Source organism: Dietzia cercidiphylli (assembly GCF_014145145.1).
GTDB classification, from domain to species: domain Bacteria; phylum Actinomycetota; class Actinomycetes; order Mycobacteriales; family Mycobacteriaceae; genus Dietzia; species Dietzia natronolimnaea.
This window is the reverse complement of sequence record NZ_JAALEA010000179.1, coordinates 1-2,519: the sequence shown is the minus strand read 5'-3', so window position 1 is coordinate 2,519 and position 2,519 is coordinate 1. Positions and strand designations below refer to the sequence as shown.

Genomic DNA, 2,519 nt, shown 5'->3' with positions numbered 1-2,519 from the left:
GGCCGGCCAGCAGGGACGGGTGCCGCTCGGCGAGGTGCATGGCCACCACGCCGCCGAGGGAATGTCCGACGACGACGCTGCCGGTAGCGATCTGTCGGGCGGCCTCGTCGACGAGCGCGTCGAGGTCGGGCTCGGCCGGCAGATCGAGGGCCGTGGTGTTCCATCTCTCCGGCAGGGCGCGCAGGGTCGGGTCCCATGACTGCGCGTCGCCGTGGAGGCCGGGGAGAAAGACAAGACTCGTCATGTCGCGACCCTACGCGCGACGGCCGCGAGCGACGCGGTGTCTGTGAAGGGCCGCATCGGCTGGCTCACACGATCCTCAACTCGGCATGGGATTGCGAGAGCTCATAGGTCTTGACCAGCCAGAACGCGGCAAACGCGTACAGCGCCGCCGCCTCCCCGGCGAACAGGGCCACAGACGGCCCCACCACCCAGGCGACGAGAACCGCCGCGCCCGGGAACGCAACGACCAGTACGGCCAGGACCCGGTAGACCGCGCGATACCTGCGCTGCTGGTCCGGATCCGAAAGGGATCCGAGGGTCTCCTGCCCGTAGAAGAAGATCGACAGCGCGGCCAGGACGAAGAACCCCACCGCGGCCACCGCGTGAACGGCACCCGCCACGGTGAGCCCGGGCAGAGACGAGTCTCCCGTCGGGACCAGCGCCACCACGATGGATAGGACGCCGGCTCCGTTGAGCAGCGCGTTCTCTCCGCGGGTGTAACCGCGGTAGGCCACCAGCGCGACGCCGATCGCCACGAGTATCCCCACGAAGAGACTCCGGGCCGGCGAGTAGTAGAAGGCGCTGAGTGAGCCCATCATCGTCACACCGGGGTCGAGAGCCACCCACAGGAGGAGGGCCGCCGGGAGGATGAGCGCACCAGCGGCGATGACCATCCGGAGCACGAAATAGGTCTCCACGATGTAGGCCGCGGGCGCCGCGCAGAAGGTGGCCGGATCGCCCTGGACCGGATCGCTCGGTGCCGGATTCCTCGGCGCTTGATTTGCCGGCGCTGGGTTCCTCGGCGCTGGATTCCTCCGTGACTGACGCATGCTCACACCTCGACTCTGTCGCCCGTTCACCCTCGCAGTCGGGTGCTGGTCTTGGTGTAGATCCGGTTGAGGTGACCCTCCACGGTCCGCTTGGACAGGTGGAGTTCGTCCGCGATCTCGGCGTTGGTCAACCCCTGCCCCACCAATTCGGCGACCTGGGACTCGCGGCGGGTCAGCGTGACCCCGGGCGGGACCCATCGGGCGGGACCTCCCAGTCCGGTGAGGCCGGCCAGCGACCCGCTGATCTCGGTGGTCGCGAGCATCCGCTCGGCCAGGGTGTGGTGCTGTGATCCCGGGGTGGCGAGGGTGCGGGCGCGGTCTGCGGCCGCTGCGGCCACCATGAGCAGACCGTGTCCACTGGCTCGCTGAGCCGCATCGATCAATCGCCGGGGGTTGTCGGCCAGGTTGGCAGCGGCCAGGTCGCGCACCAGCACCGGTACATCCCCACTGACCTCCAGCTCGGCCACTATCCGGCAGCTCTCCGGATCGGCCATCAACACCCCGGCCAGGGCGGCGCGCACAGCGGAGCCGAGCAGTCCGTCGTCGACGAGGGAGCGGACGATGCCGAGCGCCTCCTCGCTCCGACCGAGGCAGAACAGCACCCCCGCTTCGGCTCCGCGGATCTCCGGCCCGACCGGCGAGTTGGCATACCCGTGGACGGCGCGTAGGCGCCGCAGCTGCTCTTGCGCGGTCGCGGTCTGCCCGGACAGGGCCGAGACGAGCGCGTACAGGGAGATGGCACGCGGGAGAAAGTCCTCGGGGCCGTCCACCGCGATGGTGTCGAGTGCATCGGACGCGGCGCTCACGGCCGACGGCAGGTCGCCGGCGGCCAGGGCGATCTCCGCGTCGGCGACCCGGCGCATGCCGTGGTCCAGGCGCACGGAGTCGTCCTGCTCGACCGCCACGAACGGCGCGAGTTCCGCGAACAGCGCATTGACGCCGAAACCGTGCAGGACCACGTACAGCAGCGCCGCGAGGTACTCCTCCGACGCCCACGCGTGGTGGTCCACCGTGCGCGACTGGCGGGCCAGCCGCCGCAGGACGGCCAACGCGGCGTCGGACTGCCCGAGCGCGTCCAGCGCCAGGGCGTGGATCGCCTCGAGGCGCCGCTCCCACTCGGCTGACAGGGGCGCGGGGTGCGGTAGTCCGGGGTGCAGGGGTGCGGGATGACCGGGGGCGGCGTCAGTCTGTGGCGCGCCGAGTTCGGCGTGTGCCCGGGCCGCCTCCCGGTACCGCCCGGCGTAGGACAGGTGCACCACGGTCAGCGCGTCCAGCACCGAGTGAGCGGGGTGGCCCGGCGTCAGGAATCCGCGGGCCGCCTCGATCAAGGGCAGCGAGTTCTCCGGACCCCGGTCGCGGTAGTGCGCGAGGTCCGCCCGGGCCGTCACGTTGTCGATCAGCAGCCGGGTGAAGTCGTGCCCACCCGGCTCGCCGTCGTCACCACGCGGTCCGGCCGCTGCCCGCAGA

At 71.1% G+C, this 2,519-nt stretch carries 3 protein-coding genes; all 3 read right to left on the bottom strand.

Going from position 1 to position 2,519, the window contains the following annotated elements; all coding sequences use genetic code 11:
• A partial coding sequence (locus tag G6028_RS07080; RefSeq protein WP_182658447.1) for an alpha/beta fold hydrolase occupies positions 1–244 on the bottom strand: 244 nt, incomplete at its 3' end.
• A 64-nt stretch (positions 245–308) separates the two neighbouring features.
• A complete protein-coding gene (locus G6028_RS07075; RefSeq protein WP_182658446.1) occupies positions 309–920 on the bottom strand; it encodes a hypothetical protein in 612 nt (203 codons plus the stop codon).
• Between the two features lie 158 nt (positions 921–1,078).
• Positions 1,079–2,519 (bottom strand): helix-turn-helix transcriptional regulator (locus G6028_RS07070; RefSeq protein WP_182658445.1); only part of this gene is annotated, 1,441 nt, incomplete at its 5' end.